Raw genomic sequence first — 21995 nt, 5'->3', positions numbered from 1 at the left:
GATTTCACATTGACAATTTGTGTATGATGCACTATTCTAATTTTAACGTGTAGACATAAAAATAATTTAATCTGGAAGTGATAAGTATGAAATTTAATGACCTAATCACAAAAATAGCGATTAATTTACCGATCACAAAGGCGTCTTGTGAAAATCAGGCTGAGATTATCGACATCGCCTTAATTGATGGACGACAAAATTCATTTCAAGGAAATATTCTATACTTTGGTTATAGCAGCCAATTAGCAAAAAGTGAAAATCTACCCTGTCACTGTGTTCTTGTTAAAGATGACAAAGCTCGGACTGATGAGATTAAAAATCTCGCTCTGGTCGAGTCATCAGAATTATTTTCGGCGGTCAATCTGGCCCGGACATTGATGAAAAATTCTGGGGGAGGGCTTATTTATGAAGAACTCGTAAAGCGTGCCAATGAGACCAGGGATCTTCAGGCGGTTGTTAATACAGCCTCAATCATGCTCGGAAATTCGCTGATTTTTAGCGATGTCAATTTCAAAATTCTGGCTCATTCCACGTCGATTCCAGTTACAGACGACTTATGGAAGGACAATATCAGACGGGGGTATTGCAGTTATGATTTTATCAAGGCCGTTCAACAGCTTAAGCCGATACAGCAGGCAGCCCACACAACCGATGTTGTTGAAGTTTCATGCACTGAATCACCCCATCGAAAGCTGAGCAGTAAGGTATTTCATAATGGCATCCAGGTCGGTTTTATCCTGATGATTGAAGGCGAAACGCCGGTAACGCCGGAACATATGGAAATTCTGGAGATTGTCAGTCATGTGATCAGTTATACTATTACTCATTATTTTGCTTATCTGTTTCAGACCGGCACGCTTTATCAACAGTTGCTGTATGAACTGCTTATCGGTGCACCGCCGGAGAACATTCCGATTTGTTTTCCCGGCTTAGAGTTTGCCTCCAAACTGATCGCACTTTCGGTTTTTCCGATCCGCTACCTTGGCGAGCGACATTTAAAAGATCATATCGTTCCGGCTTTAAAAGGAGTTTTAACGGGGTCACATGTGACTTATCATGAGGGGAAGGTGGCGGTTTTAGTGCCGCTCTTAAAAGATGATTGTATCGAGGGGGAACAATTAAAAGCGTTGCAGAATTTGGTAGATAATGAGCATCTTCGCATTGGTGTCAGCAATGCGTTTGATCATGTTGAAAGTTTTGCGAAATATTATCATCAGGCGGTTTCTGCTCTGAATCTGGGCAAACGGCTGCAGCCTGAAAATCTCATTTGCGATTACATCGATTATCAGTTCTATGATTTGCTTGATCATGTGGATGCTCCGTCGCGACTCGGTTTGTTCTGCCATCCGGCGTTAAGCATCCTGCGGCAATATGACCGAAAAAATGAAGCCAGTTTGTATTCGACACTGAAAGTCTACTTAAATTGTGGCTGCAGTATCAAGCGGGCTTCAGAAAAATTGTTTGTTCACAGGAATTCTCTGGCGTATCGGCTGGAGCGGATCGTAGAAATTAGTCATATCGATCTGGATGACGCATATATTCGGTTCCTGTTAAGGATGTCTTATCTGATTGACTGTTATAAAGGGCAGGATGCCTAAATACAAACGCTCATCTGTACCAGACGGCTCGCAAGCATATTAAAAAAAATATTGACGCCGTTAATCTTATTAGATAACATGGTTATATAAATTAAGTTGCATGTAAAATACAATTAGATGTAGCTGGAAGTATGACGGATATTGTCGTTTAATTGTTGACCTCTGTTTGCAATTGAACATACTAGAATGTGATGAGAGCTGGTGCAAATTTTTGTCAAGTAACAATGTTAGTGAAGAAATTTTAGAATTGATTAATCATGGTGATAATAATCGGGTGGCGTTCAGGCGACACACTGGTGGACCCAATTTGTTAAGTAAGATCCTTTCATCGTTTGCAAATGCATCGGGCGGTAAATTGATTATCGGTGTTGGTGATGAAGGTAAAATTTATGGCTGTAAAAAAGACTCGGTGGTCGAGACATTTAATAAGGCAAAAGAGAAATTAACACCCTGTCCAAAGATGTTGATTGAATTTGTTGAGTTGGAAAAGAAGCAAATCGCAATTATTTCAATTGATAAAACCGAAAAAATTGTTGCTTCCAGCTTAGGTGTATTCAAAAGAGCTGATCATTCAGATGAAATAATGCCAACAGAAGAAATTTCAGAAAAAATTCTAAACACAACAGCAGATGATTTTAAAAGTACCGTTAACGAAATGGCGCAACAGATTACCCAACTTACCATTTCCTTGGAGGATACCGTCAAGCGGTATCAAGAAAAAAATAAACTAAGCCGAAAGATTATAGAATGGGTGGCCTGTGGTATTATTGGGATTGTTTTATCGATGACGATTAATTTTTTGATTGGCTAAACTAAATCGGATACAACAACCCAATTCGCTTAACAACCATAAGGGGAAAAAGCATACGCTCCTTATGGTTGTTTTGCTGTCTTAAAATTACATTTTATTGGCAAAAGCAAGCACAGTTGATTTAAGAATAACCAAGCGGTTGTGATGTTACAATTATGATGCATTGAATTTATAACGAATCAGAAGTGATCATGTGCAGTAAAAAGCATAGCAATTCCGGTGTAATTAATGCACTGACAAAAATGGAGGCCAGAATGAAAAAAACATTATCGATACAGGAAAGCATCATAATTTATTATATGCGTGCCGTAGAACGTGAGGGTTGAAACAGATGGATTTTTTAGTAGATGAGATGGGATTTGTTTTGGTGCTTTCACGAAAACAGCCGATGATAACTTTCATCGGCTGTTTAAATGTATCAGCGCCACAAAGGCGGGAATGTCGAAAATTATATGCCGCTTCAAGCGCATCGCCCCACGGTAGCCGATTTGAAAGGTGGACGAAATGAAATATATCACCTTCGTTGTCCCTTGTTATAATTCAGAAGACTATATGAAACGCTGTATTGATTCACTTTTACTTGCCGGGAGTGATGTGGAAATCATCATCGTCAATGATGGCTCAAAAGACAAAACCCGTGAAATTGCCGAGGATTATAACGTCAAGTATCCCGACATCATTCGGGTCATCAATAAAGAAAACGGCGGTCATGGTTCGGGTGTAAATGTTGGATTGGAACAGGCAACCGGGATTTATTTCAAAGTTGTGGATTCCGATGACTGGCTGGACCAACAGGCGTTGGATCAATTGATGTTTAAAGTGAGAAGTTTTTGTCAGTTGAAACAAAAAGATAACGCGTTTGTTATTCCTGATTTGTTCATCTGCAATTACGTCTATGACCATTTGCATGAGGAAATACGCCATGATATTTCTTACAAGAATGCGTTGGATGAAGAAAAACTATGTACATGGCAGGATATTGGTTTTTTTAAGCCGTCTCAATACTTGCTTATGCATTCTCAAATCTTTCGAACGTCAGTTTTGAGAGAAAGCGGCGTAAAACTTCCAGAGCATACGTTCTATGTTGACAATATTTTTGCCTATCAACCACTACCCTATGTCAAATACTTATACTATATGAATATTGATCTTTATCATTATTTCATTGGCCGTGATGACCAATCTGTGAATGAAGATATCATGCTCAAGCGAATCGATCAGCAAATCCGGGTAACCGAACAAATGCTGACCTGTGTAAATTTACAGGTTGTCAAAAAGAAAGAACCAAAACTTGCGTCATATATGTGTCGATATCTTTCAATCATCATGTCCATCACAAATATCTTATTGTTAATGATTAACTCCGAAGAATCCATGCTTCAAAAAAACAAATTATGGAGCCAGCTCAAAGCACTAGATAAAGGTCTTTATCTAAAACTGAAATACACATCCATGAGTGGATTGACCAACATGCCCGGTGCCATTGGTCGGAAACTAACAATTTCCGGCTATCGCGTTGCCCAAAAGCTTTATAAATTCAATTGAAGTTATCTGTATTGAAAGGCTGGTGAATGACTATAAAAGTAAATAAAAACCTCTTTTATCTGCTCTTTTTCCTGTTCGTCATGGGGTTGACGATGTATACGATGCTTAAAGGCAATGACATTACGGCGATCCTGCTGGCCATTTCCAGTATGAAAATCGGTTACTTGTTCCTAGCCATGTTGGTGGCGCTGCTTTTTGTTATCCTTGAGGCGGTTATCATTTGGTATTTAATGCGTAGTCTTGGTGAACCGAACAGTATACTACGATGTGCGGCTTATTCGTTTATCGGCTATTTTTATTCAGCCATCACACCGACTGCTGTGGGAGGGCAGCCAATGCAGCTTTATTATATGCGGAAAGATGGAAACTCTTTATCGAAAAGTTCTGTGATATTAATAATATTGGCGCTGTTTAGCAAGCTGGTACTCGCGCTTATCGGCATTGCGCTTTTGGTCTTTTGTTATGCGCCGTTGGTTTACTATCTTAAAAACTATATGTTTTTATTTTATCTGGGCCTGGCACTTAATATTATATCCGTCGCCGTTTTGCTTGCTGCCATGTTCATCCCAGGAATTGTTCGCCAAATTACGCGATCGATTGATGGATTTCTAACTCGAATCCATATCCTTAAATTTTCGCCGGAACGTCAGCAAAAAATCGAAAACTTTATTGAAGGTTACCATAGCGCTGTCAATTTTTTAATGCTTAACAAAAAGAAAGTTCTGGTTGTTTTTATCTTGACGTTTCTGCAACGAAACTGTTTGTATGTTCTTACCTATTTTGTATACCGGGGATTTTCTATGAGTGGAACTTCAATGGTCACGATTGTATTACTTCAGGCGGCAATTTACGTGGCAGTCGAAATGATGCCCTTACCCGGAGCTCAAGGTATTACCGAATTGATGTACTATGCCGTCTTCCAAGGGGTCTTTACAAACGCATTGTTAACGCCGTCACTGTTAGTAACCCGGGGGTTGGACTTCTACTTCCTGGTGATGATTAGTTTGGTTGTTGTCATTGCCAAGCCGTTACTCTATCAGAAAAACGCGATATCATTAAAAAGAGTAAAGAACACCTGATCAAAAATCGATCGATCAAGAACGAAGTAAAATGAACGAAATAAAACGAACGATCCGAAGCAAAATTATGCTTAATCATACAACCATTTATTAACCAGAATCATCATTCATAAAAATGCGAAATAAAAGCAGACGCTAGATTGCAAGGCTGTCGTTTCATGCCATATATTATTTTCTTGCAAATATTATACGAGGAAAATCAAATGAAAGTAAACTATCTCATTGTTGGAGCAGGTTTGACAGGACTGACCTTTGCCAATCTGTTGGCACAAAATGAAAATAATAAAATACTGATCATTGAAAAACGCCATCATATCGGTGGCAACGCTTATGACAGTTATAACGCAAATCATATCCTGATTCACAACTATGGCCCTCATATCTTTCATACCAATAATCAGACGGTTTGGGATTACCTGAGTCAATTCACCGAATGGTGTGATTATCAGCATCGGGTCTTAAGCTTTGTGGACGGACAGTTTATTCCCATGCCCATTACGCTGGAAACCATTAATCAGCTCTATAACACCAACTTTTCGCAGTTTGAGATGGTTGATTTTATTGAAAGCCAAAAGGAAAGCGTGGTACCGATTAAAAGTAGCGAGGATGTGGCCTTAAACAATGCGGGTAGGGACATCTATGAAAAATTCTTTATGAACTATACCACGAAACAATGGGGCGTGGCGCCAAGTGAATTGGACCCGGCGGTTATATCCCGAATACCTTTTCGTTTCAATCGCGATACCCGTTATTTTACCGATCGCTATCAGGGGATTCCCAAAGCGGGTTATACTAAAATGTGTGAGCAAATGATCGATCGTCCGAACATAAAAGTAATGCTGAATACGGATTATAAAGAAGTGCGCGACGCGATTGACTATGACAAGATGATCTATACCGGTCCAATTGATTATTTTTATGACCATCAATTCGGTAAACTGAAATATCGAAGCGTTCGTTTTGAGATGGAAGATCATGATTGTGAATCGTTTCAAAAATCCGCGGTCGTCAATTATCCCAACGATTATGATTTCACTCGAATTACCGAATACAAAAAAATAACAGGACAGCAAGGCCGTAAAACCACAATCATGAAAGAATTTCCGTGTGATGGAGAAGAGCCTTTTTATCCATTTCCGACAAAGGAATGGCAAGAACTTTATTTACTGTACAAAGCAAAAGCCGATGCCGAAAAAAACGTTATTTTTGCCGGTCGGCTCGCGGAGTATCGCTATTATAATATGGATGCTGTGGTTGACCAGGCGATGCGATTTTTTGAAATGCGATTTTTATAATCGGTGGATTGAGGACTTTTTCCGTTCTCACCGAAGAAGCAAGAGCAGAAATAGTGCCGGGTTAACTCTGGGTGCTTTTTTGTGCAGGTTAACTAGAAATTTAGCAACGATTAGAGTACAATGGACAACAATAATATGTATAAAGGGGTTGTGATGGATACTGCATTGGTTTTACGGCTTGCTGTTGAAGATAAAAGAAGTCCCGATGGGGATGAAGTAACCAATTTATTAAACCAGTCAAAACTGGTAGCCAAACTCACCAGTGATTTTGTGGATCATCCGTTATTTGTCGTATTTCGTTTGTTAGGATTAAGCGAAATACCGTTTATTCAGGACTTGCCCTACACTAAAAAATTACTGAGTTATGTAAATGAAAACATATCAACGCCCCAGGGTTTTTCATGCTTGGGAGGAGTTGCTGAACTGGTACCATGCTATAATGCCCTTCTTTTGGAAGCTTATTGCCGATTTGGTTTGGCAGACAGCAAAGAAGCAAAAGCAGCCCTTCATTGGATTAAAAGCTACCAATTATTTGAAAGAGATTGCAGGACGACCTGGCGCTATAAAGGCGTGTGTAAACATGGCGGTTGTTTAGGAAAGGTGCCTTGTTATATCGGAATCGGGAAGACGATCCGCGCGCTAATCACTTATTCTGAATCGGTTGATTACACCGATAATGCTGTGGAAGAATTGATTGATAAAGGCATCACTTACATGCTGCGTCACAATATGTATCAGCGTTTGTCGAGTGGAGCACCGATTAGCGCCCATATTACCGATATTATGATGCCTCAAAGCTATGCGCTTTCGCTTACCGACTTAACCTATATTGCCGGCAAACGGAAATTAACCGATAAACCAGAATGCGCCTCATTAATGAAGCTTATCAATAACAAACAAATTTCTGAAAACCAGTGGAAAATTGATTATCGCTATACCTATAGGGGTTATATGGGATTTGAATCAAAAATCAGGGCATCAAATTGGATTTCTAATTTATTCCCGTTGTGGTTGTCATAGATAAATATCCAGATGAAGAAATGCGTTTTAAGTAGTTACAGTTTCCTGGATCAATTCACTTTCAGTTTCTGATTTCCCGGCAGCGCAAATGAGCGTGGAAAATCTACCGTAGGTAATGGAGCAGTTTGAGATAAACCGAGTTAATAAGGTAAATGAAAAAGATAAAAAATGAACATGTTTCAGGAGGATGGGAAAAGCATACTACTGCATTTTTAAGCAGCTAGGATCATTATATAAAAGAAACCCAGGTTTTTAAACCTCGGTTTCAGACAGAAAACAAAGGTCAGGAAATCCGGACCTCTTTTAATTTTTTGAATTCATATGACCTGAGACGTTTTATTTGTCATATTCGACAGACATTTGGTAACTGTTTAAAAAACAAGTAGTGCAATTAGTTATCATTTAACTTTGGCGTTGATGCAAATTTAATCACCTGTTTGGGGCAGATATCTGCACACTCTAGACAACTGATGCATTCATTTGAATCCATTTGATTGGTTTTAACCATTTCCACAACATCAAGGCTCATCGGGCACTTTTTGCTGCAGCGTCCACAGGAAATACAATTCTCAGTTTCGGCTTTAAGTCTGAACCGGGGAATGTGCAATAAATCCGCGCATTTTTCTCCGATGATCATAAAAGGTGCCATCCAACATAAGCTATGACACATACCCCTTTTTCCCGTTGCCAATGCAAAGATATAGATTAGGGTGACAACAATCATATAGATGACAAAAATATGGCTGTCCAGACTATACATACTAAAAAAATTGACAGCGAGGGGACCGTTGCTGATCCATAAAAAGACAACAAAAGCTAACAAGAAAAACCAGATTATGTATTTTGAGCTGTTTTTCCATTTCCCATTCCAGGCTTTGCTGTTGGAGTGCGCGGCCTGTTCCTGAATGGCACTCCCTGGATAAAGCCAGCCACAGAACAGGCGACTTCCGACTATCGAGAACAGCAGCAAGAATCCAAAAAACAAGGCGCTACCGTTTGCTATACCATTGGTGGCCGACATGATAATGACATAAGGCGACATAAAGAAAAAGGTTAGGGAAAAAAGCAGGGCTGAATAGGTGAGAATACCTTTACGTATTTTTTGTTTCATGTTCTAATTCCTTTTGATCCAAGATCTTTTTTTTCGCTGCCACAGCTCAATCTTTCATGGCTATGTATAAATATTTTCTGCAAAGTGCTGTCAGTTCGCTCCCCAATCGATCTGACGTTTTAGTTCGGTCTGGCTTTTTTATTACATGTCTTTGTCTACGCTAATAGATCATTATGATATATTAGCGTAGACGGGTGGATTTGTAAATAAATAGATGCGTTGCTTAACATATTTGTAGACGTGGGGTTACTGAGCGCTTATTGGTGTCAAATCAGCTTGAAGATTTTTGGAATGCGATGAAGGAAGTACGAACGAATCAGTTCAAATGAACTGATTCGTTGTGCGCTATTGCGCCTGTTTTTCATAGACCGTGTTAATTGCCAAGCATTGGGATATCACGAGAATGGCTTTTTTTATCATAAGGTTGCGATCATCGCTCAGTTAGGCGTATAATAAATAAAGTACATTAAATACAAATAACCAAAAATAGCAAGAGAAAGGATTTAAATAATGAAACTATGTGTTTTGTCAGGTAATCCCAAAAAAGATGGGTTATGTCAGTCTGTAATTGATGCGGCAAAGCTGGGTGCAACCGATGGCGGAGCCGAGGTAGATGAAATAAGATTGTGTGATTACGAACTAATACGATGCAAAGTATGTGGTGACGGTTGGGGGCCTTGTCGAGATGAAAATTTCTGTACGTTTGGAAATGATGGCTTTGATGAAATTGTCGCTCGGATCGAAGCAAGTGATGCCATCATTTTGGTCTCACCTGTCTATTGGGGAGAAACAACCGAAGCATGGAAAAGCTTTATTGATCGACTTCGTCGTTGCGAATTTAATGGGCAAAAAGTCTTGCGTGATAAGCAGATTCTAATGATTGCTTCAGCCGGAGGAACCGGAAATGGACTCTTAACCAGTCTTGAACAGATGGATCGTTTCTGTCGACATACCGGTATGGTTATTTTTGACTATATTGGCGTGAACCGTTGGAATAGTGATTATAAACGAGTTGCAGCGAAAGCCGCCGCTTATGCAATCGCAAGTGGCCGAAAAACGGAGAAAAGATGAAAGAAAATATAAACAAAGCGAAGAGTAACTGGAATATATTATTGGTCATTTTAATGGCAGTATTTGTCATGGTGATTGATACAACCGCAATGAATGTATCGATAGAAAATGTCGTAAAGGATCTAAATACAAACGTTAGTACGGTCAAGGGGGTAATGTCATTATATACATTAGTCATGGCATCCTGTATGCTTTTAGGAGCGAAACTGTCTGATATTATCGGAAAGAAAAAAGCATTTATATATGGATTATTGATTTACTGTGTGGGTACCTTAACGGCGGCATTGAGTGCAAATATCATGATGTTAGCAATTGGATGGTCGGTGATTGAAGGGATTGCAGCAGCAATCATGATGCCGGCAGTTTTATCAATACTAATCAGCAATTACGAAGGCCGTGACCGTGCAAAAGCAATGTCTATATATGCGACAGTTGCAGCAGTAGCCTTGGCAGTCGGACCGATTATCGGCGGAGCAGTAACCACATATTTATCATGGCGCGTTATCTTTGGTGGTGAAGTGATGGTTGCTATAATTGCATTAGTATTTTCAGGGGTGATACCAAAAGATTTTATTGTAAAAGAAAACCGACCGAAAATAGATTTTGTGGGTTTTTGGTTTTCAGCTTTAGGATTGTTTTTGATTGTTTTAGGACTATTAACAGCACAGGACTATGGCTGGTTTTATGCCAAGCAGCCATTTGAAATTGGCGGGGTTACTCTCTCATTATTTGGATTATCGGCCTCTTTTATCATGATCTTATTCGGAATTGCATTTTTGTTTATGCTTTTAATGTGGTTGAGAAAACGGGTAAAAAACAATAAAGCGGTTTTATTTCATCCCCAGATATTTAGTAACCGTATATTTTCACCCGCCATATTCGTGTATTTATTTGGGCAGATGACATTTTCAGGAATTATGTTCTGCATGCCAGTATTTATGCAAAATGCATTGGGTTATAATGCGTTCAATACCGGGATCAGTTTAATGCCACTGTCGATCGCACTGTTGATATCGTCATTATTTGTGACACGATTGATTTACCGTTTTTCACCTAAAATTATGCTTGTTGCTGGTTTAATTTCGTTGCTGACAGGTATTACCTTGATGAGGATGCCGTTTTGGGGGAATTTTACCGATATCAGTGGTAGCAGTTTTATTTCCGCCTTTCTTTTTATCGGGTTTGGTGTGGGGATTGCATTCAGTGTGGCCTATAACCTCGCATTATCAAACGTCAATATAGAATGGAAAAACGAAGGCTCAGGATTATTAACGACATTTCAGAACCTTGGTGCATCTGCTAGTGTCGCAGTTTTAGGAACAGTATTGTTTTCAAGTGTATTTGGTTATATTGCCCAGGGGATACTTGATTCAAGTATTTTAAATACTACGGATATGACAAAAAATGAAATTCGCGAATTACTCATTCAGAATGTAGAGACATTTAAAGAAGTGGTAGAACCGAAAATAGCGAGTATTGTAACCAATGCAATGTCGATGTCAATGGATTTAGTAGGAATTGTTCTTACGGTAATTGTAAGTATCGGATTACTGCTGGCAGTTTTCGTATTACCAAACGTAAAACTGAAAGAGTAGTAATAAGAGGTATAAATGGCCTTTTGAATGACGGCATTGTTGTTATTGCAATGATCCAGAACCTTGGCTTCCTTAAATTCAGGAGGTTCTTGATTTGTTTTTTGATTACCTTTACAAAGGTTATACATAATTTTGAAGAATTTAAGGAGAAGATGATTTGAACGTTAATAAATTATCAATCGCATTTTTAAATGGAACTGTTGCAACAACGAATGGTATATATCGTATCAGTGATATTGATTTTGAAACGGCTAGGAGGTTAGTTAAAGAAAGTCCATATATTTCAGCAATTGGTCATGAAGGTACAGCAGAAATTATGACAGAATTACTAGGTGTGGAAATTGCTTTTAATCGAATCCAATTTGAACAAGAAGTAAATCAAATAGCGATTGTATTTAAATTAAATAAAAGACCGATTGAAGGGGTTATCTTGTCTAGGCAAGAAGTTATAGAAGTTGGTTACAGTTTAAAGTTAATGGAACGATTAGAATAGCATGGACTGGGGGCATCGGGTGAAAAATAACAGGGAGGTTTTAAAATGCTAAAAGAATTTAAAGAATTTGTATTGAAAGGTAACGTCATGGATCTTGCCGTTGCGGTGATCATTGGTGCAGCTTTTGGGAAAATAGTCACATCATTGGTTAATGATATTTTAATGCCAATAATCGGGATTCTATTAGGAGGGATTAATTTTGAAGATTTGAAATTTATCATTACCCCTGCAAGTGGAGAGGTTGTTGAAGTGGCCATTCGCTATGGCGCATTTATCCAGTCGATGGTTGATTTTTTAATTATTGCAGTTTCTATTTTTGGGATTATTAAACTCTTTACATTTAGAAGAAAAAAAGAGTCTGAAGAAGCGATTGCCTCTGAAGTGCCGAGCAAAGAAGCGCTTTTGCTTGAAGAAATTCGCGATATTCTCAAAACAAAATAGTTTAAATAGCGTGTTCGTTTAAAACTCTCGAAAAATAGCCTCGAATTTCTTGGCTGGTGGGAATCCTTGCATAATTCAGATTTTAACCCCCTCGAATTCGAGGGGGTTCATACTTTGAGATGAGATGTCCTTTTCGTAGTTTGTTAACGATTACAACTCCGAAATTTGGTTTTAGTACGGTACGGACAATAAACATATGGGACGTTATTAGGCAAAGGCAGCACAAAAAAACGTCCCCGTGTGCTCCTTGGGCATTATCCACGGCTTAAACAATTCTTTTATTAAAGAATAACTTCTTTTTTTTCAACACTGGTAGCGGATGGGGTATCATCCATCGTGACACTCATCTGTGTTTCATAAGATTTCCTTTCAAAATCAGACCAGCTAACGCCTTGTTCGACAGTATCGCTTTTGCTTGTTTCTTCATTGTCTGTCATTCCAGTATCAGTCTGTTTTTCTTGTCTTTCTGCCATCATCTTTGCAGCCATTGCCATCGCATAAAGCTGCGGACTTGTGTCCATCAATTTTTTTAGGTCAGAACTGGATACTTTTCCGCCTGCGGAAATTTTTGCGGCTATTTCAATCGCTTCCGCTAAATCTTTGTAGGCACTTGCCCATGCTTCACTTTGTTGTTTGGAGACTGCCAGATCATGTGCCATAATATATTGATAAAAAGCAGCTTCACGGTCAACTTGGGCCTGATTATCTATTTCAGTTAATTGTTTTTTCAAATCATCTGAAAGCTGGATATCGACACCGTTAACGGTTAGATAGCCTCTCGAAATAGCTCTGCTTACCATCGCTGAATCAGAAAAATGGATAATATAACTGTTGGCGTTCTGGCCTTTTGTTATTCCAAGCGAGTCTTTTCCAGATGTGGCAGACATCGTCTCGTCACTTACCGCCGTTTTATAGGCTGCTTTTGAAATATCAAGCGTATCCGTTTTTTTTGAAACGGCCGGATTGAACGGTTCGCTTTTCTCCATCACTTTTTGCCTTGTTGTCATTTGACTGTAGCTGTTATACAAATTTTTATCAATAGAATTTATTTTCATCGAAACATTGTCTCCTTTTTGTAGATAAGTGTGTCTTTATGTTCAATATCTATTGTCGGCAATAAGGCTAATTTCTTTAATATCGCCAACAGTTAATCCGAAATGTCATAGGTCCCGAAACGTCCCCACGTCACCTCCCAATACGGTACAAACCACTAAAAAAGGGGTGATTTTGTTGTGGCATATTGATCAACTAACACTAGTGAAATTCCGAGAATGAGAACAAAAAGGGCTGCGAAATTTTCGATTATTTTCAAACGTAAACGAGCCGCCTTTTTTTATTGATGTGAATGAGAGCAAGTGACAGGATCAGAGCGATCACGGCACTAACCGTATGGATGAAGACAATTCCATTTACCCATTTTTCTTCAAGGAGGGTTTCGGCGTAAAACTGATGATAAAATAAAAGATGTGTGCCAGATTGACAACTCCAATAGCTGGAATTAGTAAAACAAGGCGACTGGCATTTTAGCAATCACTTCATCTTCAACGGATTGATTCAGCTTTTTTTCTTTCGAAAAGTATAGTTTTATTTTATTAAAATAGACGTTTAATTGACGAATAATTATTCCAGGACAATGATAATAAGATTGGTTTTGCTTTTAGACTTGTTAAGCCAGTACTTTTATCCGAGTGGAATGGTCGATGATTGTAATGATATTTTATCATTTTAGAAGTGTGGAAACAAGAATAAACACATTGCAATTCGGGAGGCTTTATGGTCTCCCGAATTGCAATTAAAAAGAAAAATAAATGGAGACTAAAGAAAACTTCGCAATTGGTTGAGACGGAAACATCCTGGCGGTGGTATAATGTAAAAAAATCACGAGCAAAACCAAATTTGAAACAATTAAAATTTATAGTCATGGATTAGGAGCGCAACGGGATGTTATTTAAAGAATTTGGAAATAAGCAGAATAAATCGATCATTCTCATTCATGGATATGGCATATCCTGGAGAATGTGGAAACCTCAAATAGATGTTTTAAGTAATGATTATTTTGTTATTGTGCCGGTATTGGATGGACATGACATAGAAAATAATTCGACGTTTATGACGGTTGAAAAAGCGGCTACCGATATAAGTGATTATGTTTTACAAACATATGGGAAACATGTCTTTGCAATTTGCGGAGCATCGCTGGGGGCTACAATTGTGGTTGAGATAATTGTTCAAAACAGACTTGAAATTGATAAGGCAATTGTTGATGCAGGGCCGATCGTTCCAATGAATAAATTTTTGTTGGACTTGTCTGTAAATTATCGAATAAGGCAAGCGCATAGCATGAAAAAAGGAAGCAGGCTTTTGAAGCATCTACTAAATCGAACCTTTTATCCCCCGGAAATGGTTGATGACGTTTTTCGAATTGGGGCAAATATGACAGGTCAAAGCTGCAGAAATGCCCATGTGTCGGTTTTTAGTTATGCCCTTCCAGATTCAATTGTTGACTCCAAGACCGATATCGCATATTGGTATGGTTCCAAGGAGGCGTGGCTGGGAAAAAAATATGCAAATTGCATATTATCAAAATCCCCCAGTGTTAAGATCAAGGTTTTCAAAGGATTTGATCACGGGGAATTGTGTGTCGGAAACCCGGATTTATATCTAAAAGAAATGACCGAATTTTTAAAATCATAGAGTGAAATAAAAATGAGAGGTGAAAAACCATGCCGAAAGAAAATCGTGTTATGGCCATCGAGGGAGGAAAGTGTCTGATTATTGTTCATTCTTATCATCACAACAATACCGCAAAAATTGCTGATGTATTTGCCGAAGTATTACATGCCCCGGTAAAAAGAATTGATCAGGTCACGCTGAAAGATCTTGAGGATTATGACCTGATTGGCTTTGGAGCAGGCATCGACAGTGGCAGTCACTATAAAGAATTACTGGATCTAGCTGATCAGTTGCCGGAAGTGTCTAAAAAGCCTTGCTTTATCTTCTCTACCAGTGCGATTATAGGAGAAGATAAGGTAGTAAAAGATCATTCGGTACTAAGACAGAAACTTGTGTCAAAGGGATACATCGTAAAAGGGGAGTTTAGCTGCAAAGGGTTTAATACCAACAGTTTTCTTAAATTCTTTGGTGGAATGAATAAAGGTAGACCAAACAGTGAGGATTTAAGGAATGCAGCGGAATTTGCCTTGAACCTGGAATTGTGACAAATGAAAAGTCCTCGATGTCTCTAAGCCCCCGGCGTTGTCCGGGGCTTTTTCAGTGCGATGCGCAAGAGGTCAACGTAAATATTTAATATACTCGCTGGAAATGGTTGAAATGGGACAGATGGTACACCAGGTGCGCGGTTTGTAAACCAGCGACAGGATCACACCGATAAACGTGGTAGTCAGCATCATGGAATAAAAACGGTAGGACAGATGTGTCAACCAAGCTGGTAGCCTTTCAAAGATGATCAATTGAGGCATTTCAAATGGCAGGGGAATCACAATCAGAAAACGAAGGTATTCCAAAGCGGGTGAAAAGCCTAGTCCAACACGAACGGTGGACATGGTGATAAAGATTAGGCTGATGCCAAAATAGATAAGCATAATCCGTTTCATCTTACCTTGGATAAAAAAGGCTGGTGTTTTCAACGAAAATTTCGAAGTAAGTTTGCCAGTCGTGCTCAGCAGGCTGGCCCGGGGGCAATAGCCTTGACACCAGGTTTTTTTGCGGTTTTTAAATAATAAAATAAAGGGTAACATCATGCAGACGAGACCCAAAATGGCAAAGTGAATATTGACAAATCCCAACGCAAAATAAGTCAGTACCAAGAGGAATAAGAATTGATTGTTTTTCATACAACAGCACCTTTAATTTAAAAGGAAGAACTGATCATAAAACCAAGAATGGCGCCATAAATCGCAGTTCGATGGGGTTTGGCAGTAATGGGGCAACTGCCGTTGGAGCAGCCAACCAGTTTATAATAGAGAAGTCCCAATGCGCCACCGACAAGTGAGCCTATTATTTTAATATACATTTGATACCTCCGAATAAAAAATTGATAAATGAAATGAATGCTTCTTATTGTATCAAAGACTTTTTTTGAAATCGGTGATTAGATCACAGTAAATAAACGGATAGTTCAGAAGCCCTGTTGCCAGGGGGACTTATGCTTATTTGAGAAATACACCATAAAATAACCGTCCCCTCAAGCTAAAAAATAAAACCCAACAAATGGGGCCTAAATTGAAAAGGCCCCGTTTGTTGGGTTTTTATTTTTCTTGATATTTTGAGTTTTAGAGACTATAATTACACATAGAGCAAACCCAACAAATGGGGCCTAAATAAAAAAGGCCCCGTTTGTTGGAAAAGAAAAATCGGAGATGAGATAAAGTGAACGATAAATTAAGAACTGCTGAATTGATTAAAGAATTCGGGGATAAACCGTTTGCAAGTAATCAACTTTACCAATTCTATTTAGAAGAAGAGCCGGATTTAAAAGAAACGACTTTTAGGTGGCGGGTTTATCATTTGAAAAAGGAACAAGTAATTCAGAGTTTAAAAAGAGGATTATACACAGCAACAAGAAAAAGTGATTTCTCCCCCCCTATCGACAAGAAAATGAAGAATCTTTACAAGAAGATTAAAGTACAATTTCCATATAGTGAAGTGAACATATGGGATACAAGCTGGTTAAATAAGTACATGGTTCACCAACCTATTACTAGTAACATTATTATTGAAGTTGATAAGGATGCAGTATCATCGGTGTTTGCTTTTTTACAGGAATCAATGAAGAACGTATTTATAAATCCAGACAATCACGAGATAGAAACATATATGATACCAGGACAAAAGAATGTTATTGTCAAGAATTTGGTGGTAGAATCACCAGTTGAAATAAGGGAAGGGATCAGCATACCCGGAATTGAAAAAATAATGGTTGATCTGTTTGTGGAAGATCAATTATACGTGACTTATCAAGGTGGAGAATTAAAGAATATCTATGAAGTATTTTTTGAAACCTTTAGCATTAATCAGTCTAAACTGAACCGCTATGCAACGAAAAGAAAGGTAAAAGGGCGTTTTTTAGAATTTCTAAAAAAAGAAACGGCTATCGATCAGAAAGAGATTTACATTTGAGGTAACTAAATGATCCATAACAATACATTTTCTGAAGAATGGATTCAGAAAATCAGCAATGATTACAAACGTGGGAGCAAGAAAGCAGATCCTGCATTAATTGAAAAAGTGACAAAAGCACTGTACCTTCTCGAAAATTTATCGCAAACTGAGCTAGTGTTTATCTTTAAAGGCGGAACCGCCTTATTGCTGCTTCTGGATGAAATGCATCGTTTTTCTATTGACATTGATATCATCATCGAGAAAAATAAGAAGGATGTCGATTTGGACGCGATTTTGAGTAGGGTCGTCGAGGCGAGTCATGTATTTAATCGATTTGAAGAAAATAAAAGAAACGGGAGTAATGATGTACCCAAAGCCCATTATAAGATTTTTTACAAATCGGCACTGGATGAATCAGAAAGTTATGTTCTATTGGATGTATTATTTGAAAAGAGCCATTATGCTGAAATTATTGAGAAAGACATTAATTGTAAATTCATTGATTATGAAGAACCATGCAGATTAGTCAAGATCCCCAATATTGATTGTATTCTGGGTGATAAATTAACAGCCTATGCTCCCAACACAACGGGCATTCCTTACGGAAAAAACAAAGAACTAGAAATTATTAAACAGCTGTTTGATGTGGCCAACTTATTTGATAGAATGGAAAACATAAAAGTAGTTGGTGATACATTTAAAATGATGGTCCAGCAGGAGTTGATGTACAGAGGAATGGATGATTACACATATATTGATGTGCTTGACGATATTTTTCTGACCTCGAAAATCATTGGAGAACGCGGGCGGATCGAGAAAGAAACATTTGAGTTATTACAGACTGGCATTAAAAGGATAAAGAATTATATTTTCTCAATAAATTATATTGCCGATAGAGCGGTGAACAGCGCTTCAAAAGCGGCTTATCTATCATTGCTGATTAAGTATGGGATATCTGATATTCAACGCTTTGATAAGACAATTGATTTAAGGATGTTGGTGATTAAAAATCCGGAATATAAAAAATTTAAAACAATAATGAAATTTGATCCTGAAGCGTATTTTTATTGGTATAAAAGCATTGAAATACTCGACCAAGAAGAATTTTCCAAACGACCTATTTCTAGGTCAAATGAAAATTGAGAAGGAGCGTTGTTATGGAAAATTACACCAATGAAGAATTAACTGCTGCGCTTTGGGAAGTAGCTTCAACGATTAGCAAATGTGAAAAAATGCAAGGGAAATTTGCGCAAGGAACCTCCCAGTGTTCACTGCTTAGAAATAGAATCAAAGCAATGGATATCTCAAAGCTATTGATAGAAAATAAACTAGCTAAAAAGGAACAAAAAATAATTGAACAGTACACAAAAGAAGAATTAATAAAAGCACTTAAGCCAGTCGTTTCAGTTATTAGCAAATGTGAAAAAGCACAGGGGAAATTTGAAGAGGGAACCACGCACCACAGACGTCTTGAAAATTTAATCAAAGCAATGAATATTTCTAAAGGCTTGCTCGAGGAACAGCTTACTTTGATGGAATAAATAGCGGTTTGTCATAAATATAAATGGACAAAATAAGAAAACGGCTCCTTGGTATTGGATGAATATGACGAACGAATCGTCTCCACATCGTTAGGACAAAGGAATTTGCACAAAAGAACCGTCCCCTTGTGCAATGGGTACTTCAGGAATCACCGTTTACAAATAAGGGAAGTGTTGTGGAAATCTTTACGGATTTGAATGTGTGGATGGGGATAAGGAAGGTTATTGAAGAGATTAATGTAAATGCAGTGGCGTAAGGAATAAACAAAAATAAGAGAAGAGTGGATTATATGTGGGAAATAGCATTAAGTACGACCCCAATACAAGAGTCTGAAAAAAATATTATAGAAAAAATTGATGATGGATGGTTTGGTATTATTGCAAGCTTTTTTAGCAATATGTTTACATGGCTAGCTATTTTAGGAATAATAATATTATGCATAGCTGTCGTGATAACAATTGCTCGCTATAGAAAACGTGTAAATGGAAAAAGTAAAGAAAAAATAGATCAATTAGTAAAAGAGAAAAAATATATACGAGGATTATTTATTGAATTAAACGATTCAAAAGAGAACTTACGATATTTCTTGTATAGGGGGAAATGGAAAAAAAGAATCATACAAGATTTTAATAGTGTATTTGATGATGAATATGGTGATTTACTAAAAGAAGTTTTTCGTGATAATGGAGATGTTTTATTTTCATTAGGTATGTATAGCAAAATTGATAAGGTAATTGAGACAATAGAGAAAACTAGACGGTTTTTGAATGACGTACATAATGACCAGGTTGAATATCCATCAAAGTATCAAGATTCTATGGTTATATTTCGAATTTACTCTAATAAATATGATGAAATTCTGTTGCCACTAAGTAAAAAAGCTGAATATATAAAAAATAATTATGTGATTTTATCTGGAAGCGCTGGAAATGGTAAAACTAATCTTCTTTGTAGCTTTTCGGAGCTACTCTTTAGTCTAAAATATCCTTGTGTATTTATGAATGCAAAAGAGATGGAGAATGACATTGAAAGATATTTTGAAGAACAATTGAACTTTTTAAAATTAGTTGAGAAACATGAAAAATGTATGATTGCAGTTGAAATATTAAGTAGATTAAGATTTAGACCAACATATGTCATTATTGATGCAGTAAATGAAAATAACAATAAAGAATTTTTAGAAAAGTTACCGGTGTTTTTGGATAAATTATTAGATAAAAAATATATTCGTGTACTTATTACCTGTCGAAGTGAATATTTTGAGGCAAGATACAAGAAAATTTTGCTTGAAAATATGAGACATATAGCGTTATACGATAACATACAAGAGCAGATGTATTCTAGGAATGCTGTAAATAGAATGTTTGACATATATTCAAAGGAATTTATATTTAATGGTGTATTATCGTTGTTTGTAAGAAACAAATTAAGTCAACAGTTATTACTTATGCGTATGTTTTTTGAAACGCACGTGGGTACAAAGCAAATAGTTAACGATATGGATTATTATATGCTTTATGATAAATATATTAATCAAATTGGGGAACAGAAACAAGTTGATATCAGAGCCTTTTTAGATAAAATTGTTAAGATTATGACTGAACGAAATGATTATGGTTTTGTATCCGATAAGTTGATTAGTGAAAAAGATGAACATATATATGAAAAAGTTGATGGAACTATTTTGTTATCGAAAACACTGATACATCATGAAGATTCAATATTAAAAAATGAAGAAGGCGTAATATATTTCGTGTTTGATGAATTGAGGGATTACTGTATAGCAAGATACAATTTGATGAGAATGTGTAAAAGTCAGGACGATCTACCAGAAAAAGAACAGATTATACAATATCTTGACGGGCTGTTCCAAGAGGAGGCTGTTTGTTTTGAAGGAGTAGTAAATTATATATACAGAGATTATAACAGTAGGAACGATGAACAGTTGTGTAGTGAAATAATTGAAAAGTTTATTAAACCAGCTGATGTTAAAGCTAATGGAAGAAATTATATGTCTAATGAACGGTTAAAAGGATGGGGATTAAGGCTGATATTTCAAAATAGTCAAAAACAATTGGTATGTGAAGAAGAATATTTGAAATATATTGTATACGAGAATCCAGGGAACTTATTATCATCTCTTTTTAGTTTTTTAGTTCTTCAGGAAAAAGAACATGGTCCATATTCATTGGAGATATTGTTTCATTTTCTTAGAGATATTCACGATAAAAAGGTATTTATCAAAGTTATAGATAATTGTGTAGGTGCATTTGGAAGAGACTGTATTAGCCATACAGATTTTTTCAAAATCGATGAAGAATTACATGACGTTTCTAAAGAAGCGTTGGCAAGATTTAGACACTTTGAAGTCATATTTATGATGCTTTTTAAATGGGAAGGAAGGAAAAAGTTAAAAGAGCAAATAAAAAGAGATTGCGATATTGATGCTGTTAAAGAAGAAATAAGACAACAATATTATTTTGACGGAGAGGGGAATGATGATTATTATTAAAACGAATGGGTTCTGTTTCTTTGATAAAATTAGTATTGGAGCAAAAAGAAAAATGCAGAAATATTATGGTGTAAAAAACAATACATATGCTGGTAAAACAATTGGACGTATATATAATCAATATTTTGGAAATGCATATAGAGTCAGTAAACTTTATAGAAAGTATTATCGTAAAGAATTTCCTTCTTGTAAAGATTTTTTGATATGTAGGTTTAATCTGAGTCAGGATTTGGTAGAAGAAATTATTAATAAAAATTTGCAATGTACAAATATGGAAATCAAAAGAGATCAAATTGCTTACTCATTTAACTATGATGATAAATTGGTTGATACATTTAAGAAATACGTGGGAGGAATTCGCAATGAAGATTAGAATAGGATATGTCACGAATAGCTCATCTACAAATTTTCTTATATTATCAAAAAAAGAATTAACACCGGAATATTTGTTTAAAAAACTAGGTTTTAAAAAGGGATCTATTATAGAACAACATGCGTGGGATTTATGTGAGAATATTATTAATGGAACATTTAGAGGGTTAAGATATTTTGATTTTGATGAAATGAATTATGAAAATGTGAAAGAAGTATTTGGTGAAGAAGCTGCTGAAAAGTATAAAAAATATAAGGGAAAAGGATTTTACACCTACATGGGATATACAAGTAGTGATGAAGATACCTTAACTAGTTTTTTCACAACTGATACTTTTGAACTAGAGGAGAATGGTATATATATTAATGGAAGAAGCTGCGTGTGGTAA

The 21995-nt window shown here is 36.9% G+C and carries 22 protein-coding genes; 18 read left to right on the top strand and 4 right to left on the bottom strand.

The window, feature by feature from the left end; all coding sequences use genetic code 11:
- The first annotated feature begins 86 nt into the window (after positions 1 to 86).
- From DOZ58_RS09980 to DOZ58_RS09955, 6 genes are all read left to right on the top strand, one after another.
- Complete coding sequence (locus tag DOZ58_RS09980; RefSeq protein WP_111888144.1) at positions 87 to 1598, top strand: CdaR family transcriptional regulator; 1512 nt, start codon at positions 87 to 89, stop codon at positions 1596 to 1598.
- A gap of 211 nt (positions 1599 to 1809) precedes the next feature.
- The gene (locus DOZ58_RS09975; protein WP_162624494.1) at positions 1810 to 2409 is read left to right on the top strand and encodes a helix-turn-helix domain-containing protein; all 600 of its coding nucleotides are present in this window, start codon (positions 1810 to 1812) and stop codon (positions 2407 to 2409) included.
- A gap of 504 nt (positions 2410 to 2913) precedes the next feature.
- The gene (locus DOZ58_RS09970) at positions 2914 to 3954 is read left to right on the top strand and encodes a glycosyltransferase family A protein (protein ID WP_111888142.1); all 1041 of its coding nucleotides are present in this window, start codon (positions 2914 to 2916) and stop codon (positions 3952 to 3954) included.
- A 26-nt stretch (positions 3955 to 3980) separates the two neighbouring features.
- Positions 3981 to 5033: a lysylphosphatidylglycerol synthase transmembrane domain-containing protein gene (locus DOZ58_RS09965; protein WP_111888141.1), complete on the top strand. Its 1053-nt coding sequence runs from the start codon at positions 3981 to 3983 to the stop codon at positions 5031 to 5033.
- Positions 5034 to 5236: 203 nt separating this feature from the next.
- Positions 5237 to 6328 carry a UDP-galactopyranose mutase gene (gene glf, locus DOZ58_RS09960; protein WP_111888140.1) on the top strand — a complete coding sequence of 364 codons (1092 nt, stop codon included), beginning with the start codon at positions 5237 to 5239 and terminating at the stop codon, positions 6326 to 6328.
- Positions 6329 to 6448: 120 nt separating this feature from the next.
- Entirely contained in the window at positions 6449 to 7348 is a 900-nt protein-coding gene (locus tag DOZ58_RS09955; RefSeq protein WP_242988473.1) for a hypothetical protein, read from the top strand.
- Between the two features lie 391 nt (positions 7349 to 7739).
- Here the strand turns inward: DOZ58_RS09955 and DOZ58_RS09950 are convergent, their stop codons facing one another.
- Positions 7740 to 8459 (bottom strand): 4Fe-4S dicluster domain-containing protein, encoded by a 720-nt coding sequence (locus DOZ58_RS09950; RefSeq protein ID WP_111888138.1) that lies wholly within the window; start codon positions 8457 to 8459, stop codon positions 7740 to 7742.
- Positions 8460 to 8969: 510 nt separating this feature from the next.
- Here DOZ58_RS09950 and DOZ58_RS09945 point away from each other — a divergent pair.
- From DOZ58_RS09945 to mscL, 4 genes are all read left to right on the top strand, one after another.
- Positions 8970 to 9530, top strand: coding sequence for a flavodoxin family protein (locus tag DOZ58_RS09945; protein ID WP_111888137.1), 561 nt, complete (start codon positions 8970 to 8972; stop codon positions 9528 to 9530).
- The gene (locus DOZ58_RS09940; protein ID WP_111888136.1) at positions 9527 to 11125 is read left to right on the top strand and encodes an MFS transporter; all 1599 of its coding nucleotides are present in this window, start codon (positions 9527 to 9529) and stop codon (positions 11123 to 11125) included. Before DOZ58_RS09945 ends, DOZ58_RS09940 begins: the two co-directional genes overlap by 4 nt.
- A gap of 157 nt (positions 11126 to 11282) precedes the next feature.
- On the top strand, positions 11283 to 11618 hold the full coding sequence (locus DOZ58_RS09935; RefSeq protein ID WP_111888135.1) for a YddF family protein: 336 nt from the start codon (positions 11283 to 11285) through the stop codon (positions 11616 to 11618).
- 45 nt (positions 11619 to 11663) lie between these two features.
- Positions 11664 to 12059 carry a large-conductance mechanosensitive channel protein MscL gene (gene mscL / locus DOZ58_RS09930; protein ID WP_111888134.1) on the top strand — a complete coding sequence of 132 codons (396 nt, stop codon included), beginning with the start codon at positions 11664 to 11666 and terminating at the stop codon, positions 12057 to 12059.
- Positions 12060 to 12340: 281 nt separating this feature from the next.
- Here mscL and DOZ58_RS09925 read toward each other — a convergent pair whose 3' ends face one another.
- Positions 12341 to 13114, bottom strand: coding sequence for a hypothetical protein (locus tag DOZ58_RS09925; protein WP_111888133.1), 774 nt, complete (start codon positions 13112 to 13114; stop codon positions 12341 to 12343).
- Positions 13115 to 14000: 886 nt separating this feature from the next.
- Between DOZ58_RS09925 and DOZ58_RS09920 the strand changes: the two genes are divergently transcribed.
- Positions 14001 to 14753, top strand: coding sequence for an alpha/beta fold hydrolase (locus DOZ58_RS09920; protein ID WP_111888132.1), 753 nt, complete (start codon positions 14001 to 14003; stop codon positions 14751 to 14753).
- 29 nt (positions 14754 to 14782) lie between these two features.
- Entirely contained in the window at positions 14783 to 15277 is a 495-nt protein-coding gene (locus DOZ58_RS09915; RefSeq protein WP_111888131.1) for a flavodoxin family protein, read from the top strand.
- A 72-nt stretch (positions 15278 to 15349) separates the two neighbouring features.
- On the opposite strand, the gene DOZ58_RS09910 is transcribed toward DOZ58_RS09915, so the two are convergent.
- Both DOZ58_RS09910 and DOZ58_RS09905 read right to left on the bottom strand, forming a co-directional pair.
- Positions 15350 to 15913, bottom strand: coding sequence for a hypothetical protein (locus DOZ58_RS09910; RefSeq protein WP_111888130.1), 564 nt, complete (start codon positions 15911 to 15913; stop codon positions 15350 to 15352).
- A gap of 17 nt (positions 15914 to 15930) precedes the next feature.
- Entirely contained in the window at positions 15931 to 16092 is a 162-nt protein-coding gene (locus tag DOZ58_RS09905) for a DUF6132 family protein (protein ID WP_111888129.1), read from the bottom strand.
- 356 nt (positions 16093 to 16448) lie between these two features.
- On the opposite strand from DOZ58_RS09905, the gene DOZ58_RS09900 reads away from it, so the two are divergent.
- The 6 genes from DOZ58_RS09900 (at position 16449) to DOZ58_RS09875 (ending at position 21995) form a co-directional block, all read left to right on the top strand.
- Complete coding sequence (locus DOZ58_RS09900; protein WP_111888128.1) at positions 16449 to 17198, top strand: DUF6577 family protein; 750 nt, start codon at positions 16449 to 16451, stop codon at positions 17196 to 17198.
- Between the two features lie 9 nt (positions 17199 to 17207).
- Positions 17208 to 18323 (top strand): nucleotidyl transferase AbiEii/AbiGii toxin family protein, encoded by a 1116-nt coding sequence (locus DOZ58_RS09895; protein WP_111888127.1) that lies wholly within the window; start codon positions 17208 to 17210, stop codon positions 18321 to 18323.
- Positions 18324 to 18337: 14 nt separating this feature from the next.
- A complete protein-coding gene (locus DOZ58_RS09890; RefSeq protein ID WP_111888126.1) occupies positions 18338 to 18721 on the top strand; it encodes a hypothetical protein in 384 nt (127 codons plus the stop codon).
- 290 nt (positions 18722 to 19011) lie between these two features.
- A complete protein-coding gene (locus DOZ58_RS09885) occupies positions 19012 to 21234 on the top strand; it encodes an ATP-binding protein (RefSeq protein ID WP_111888125.1) in 2223 nt (740 codons plus the stop codon).
- Positions 21218 to 21607 (top strand): hypothetical protein, encoded by a 390-nt coding sequence (locus tag DOZ58_RS09880; RefSeq protein ID WP_111888124.1) that lies wholly within the window; start codon positions 21218 to 21220, stop codon positions 21605 to 21607. The genes DOZ58_RS09885 and DOZ58_RS09880 overlap by 17 nt, the downstream gene beginning before the upstream one ends.
- Positions 21597 to 21995, top strand: coding sequence for a hypothetical protein (locus DOZ58_RS09875; RefSeq protein WP_111888123.1), 399 nt, complete (start codon positions 21597 to 21599; stop codon positions 21993 to 21995). Before DOZ58_RS09880 ends, DOZ58_RS09875 begins: the two co-directional genes overlap by 11 nt.

It is taken from the genome of Acetobacterium sp. KB-1 (assembly GCF_003260995.1).
In the GTDB taxonomy this organism is placed as follows: Bacteria; Bacillota; Clostridia; order Eubacteriales; family Eubacteriaceae; genus Acetobacterium; species Acetobacterium carbinolicum.
This window is presented reverse-complemented; position numbering and strand designations above follow the sequence as displayed.

Bases quoted from the DNA above. Each gene is read 5' to 3' on its own strand.
- DOZ58_RS09915 (WP_111888131.1), top strand. From the start codon at position 14,783: ATGCCGAAAGAAAATCGTGTTATGGCCATCGAGGGAGGAAAGTGTCTG.
- DOZ58_RS09885 (WP_111888125.1), top strand. From the start codon at position 19,012: ATGTGGGAAATAGCATTAAGTACGACCCCAATACAAGAGTCTGAAAAA.
- DOZ58_RS09920 (WP_111888132.1), top strand. From the start codon at position 14,001: ATGTTATTTAAAGAATTTGGAAATAAGCAGAATAAATCGATCATTCTC.
- DOZ58_RS09875 (WP_111888123.1), top strand. From the start codon at position 21,597: ATGAAGATTAGAATAGGATATGTCACGAATAGCTCATCTACAAATTTT.
- DOZ58_RS09940 (WP_111888136.1), top strand. From the start codon at position 9,527: ATGAAAGAAAATATAAACAAAGCGAAGAGTAACTGGAATATATTATTG.
- glf (WP_111888140.1), top strand. From the start codon at position 5,237: ATGAAAGTAAACTATCTCATTGTTGGAGCAGGTTTGACAGGACTGACC.
- DOZ58_RS09905 (WP_111888129.1), bottom strand. From the start codon at position 16,092: ATGTATATTAAAATAATAGGCTCACTTGTCGGTGGCGCATTGGGACTT.
- DOZ58_RS09910 (WP_111888130.1), bottom strand. From the start codon at position 15,913: ATGAAAAACAATCAATTCTTATTCCTCTTGGTACTGACTTATTTTGCG.
- DOZ58_RS09970 (WP_111888142.1), top strand. From the start codon at position 2,914: ATGAAATATATCACCTTCGTTGTCCCTTGTTATAATTCAGAAGACTAT.
- mscL (WP_111888134.1), top strand. From the start codon at position 11,664: ATGCTAAAAGAATTTAAAGAATTTGTATTGAAAGGTAACGTCATGGAT.
- DOZ58_RS09890 (WP_111888126.1), top strand. From the start codon at position 18,338: ATGGAAAATTACACCAATGAAGAATTAACTGCTGCGCTTTGGGAAGTA.
- DOZ58_RS09945 (WP_111888137.1), top strand. From the start codon at position 8,970: ATGAAACTATGTGTTTTGTCAGGTAATCCCAAAAAAGATGGGTTATGT.
- DOZ58_RS09895 (WP_111888127.1), top strand. From the start codon at position 17,208: ATGATCCATAACAATACATTTTCTGAAGAATGGATTCAGAAAATCAGC.
- DOZ58_RS09950 (WP_111888138.1), bottom strand. From the start codon at position 8,459: ATGAAACAAAAAATACGTAAAGGTATTCTCACCTATTCAGCCCTGCTT.
- DOZ58_RS09880 (WP_111888124.1), top strand. From the start codon at position 21,218: ATGATGATTATTATTAAAACGAATGGGTTCTGTTTCTTTGATAAAATT.
- DOZ58_RS09925 (WP_111888133.1), bottom strand. From the start codon at position 13,114: ATGAAAATAAATTCTATTGATAAAAATTTGTATAACAGCTACAGTCAA.
- DOZ58_RS09965 (WP_111888141.1), top strand. From the start codon at position 3,981: ATGACTATAAAAGTAAATAAAAACCTCTTTTATCTGCTCTTTTTCCTG.
- DOZ58_RS09980 (WP_111888144.1), top strand. From the start codon at position 87: ATGAAATTTAATGACCTAATCACAAAAATAGCGATTAATTTACCGATC.
- DOZ58_RS09955 (WP_242988473.1), top strand. From the start codon at position 6,449: ATGGACAACAATAATATGTATAAAGGGGTTGTGATGGATACTGCATTG.